This is a genomic window from Nonomuraea sp. NPDC049141 (assembly GCF_040648415.1).
In the GTDB taxonomy this organism is placed as follows: Bacteria; Actinomycetota; Actinomycetes; order Streptosporangiales; family Streptosporangiaceae; genus Nonomuraea.
This window is the reverse complement of record NZ_JBEZDR010000282.1, coordinates 1-1057: the sequence shown is the minus strand read 5'-3', so window position 1 is coordinate 1057 and position 1057 is coordinate 1. Positions and strand designations below refer to the sequence as shown.

Here is a 1057-nt window from a genome sequence, read left to right as displayed (position 1 = left end):
GCGGGAAGACGGGTGCAGTTGCGGTTGCGGGCGGAGGGTCAGCTGCGGTTGGCGGCGTTGCGCTTCTTCTTGAGCTTGCGGTCGTCGCGCAGCTCGACGTACGGCTCCTTCTCCGGCGAGTGGCCCGCCTCGATGGCGCGGCTGCGCTCCAACTCGGCGTCGAACTCCGCGCCGAGCAGGATCGCGATGTTGCTCAGCCACAGCCAGATCAGGAAGATGATCACACCGGCGAGCGCCCCGTACGTCTTGTTGTACGAGCCGAAGTTGCTGACGTAGAGCGCGAACAGGCCCGAGATCACCAGCCAGATCACCACGGCCAGTACGCCACCGGGGCTGACCCAGCGGAAGCCACCGTGTCGCGCGTTCGGCGACGCCCAGTAGAGGATCGCGAACATCAGGCTCACCAGGAGCAGCAGCACCGGCCACTTGGCGATGTTCCACACGGTCACCGCCGTCGAGCCCAGCCCGATCGCCTCCCCCACCTGCTCGGCGAGGCCGCCGGTGAAGACCACGATCACGGCGCTGGCCAGCAGCATCACACCGATCACCGCGGTCACCCCGACGCGGATCGGCAGGGTCTTCCAGATCGGGCGCCCCTCCGGCACGTCGTAGATGGTGTTGGAGGCGCGCATGAACGCGGCGACGTAACCCGACGCCGACCAGAAGGCGGCCAGCAGACCCAGGATCGCGGCGAAACCGGCGAAACCGCCGCTCTGCTGCGCCTGGTCGATCGCCCCCTCGACGATCTGCCGGATCTCGCCCTGCGGGACCGCCTGGTTGACGGTGTCCTTGACGCCCTGCGTCGCCCGCGGACCGAGCAGGCCGAGGATCGACACCAGCACCAACAGGCCGGGGAAGATGGAGAGTACGCCGTAGTACGTCAGGGCCGCCGCCCAGTCGGTCAGACTGTCGTCCTGGAACTCCCGTGCGGTGCGACGCAGCGCGGCCTTCCACCCGGCGCCCGGCAGCTCGGCCGGGCTGTCGGGACCCTCGTCGGGCCCGACCGGGCCGCGCCCCGGGCGGTCTCGCTCGGTACGCGCGTCGGACCCCCGGTCGG

General features: G+C 69.9%; 1 protein-coding gene. It reads right to left on the bottom strand.

Annotated features, from left to right (window positions below; translation table 11 throughout):
* Positions 1 to 38 precede the first annotated feature (38 nt).
* The coding region (locus tag AB0B91_RS66475; RefSeq protein ID WP_358343355.1) for a YihY/virulence factor BrkB family protein at positions 39 to 1057 on the bottom strand (1019 nt) is incomplete at its 5' end.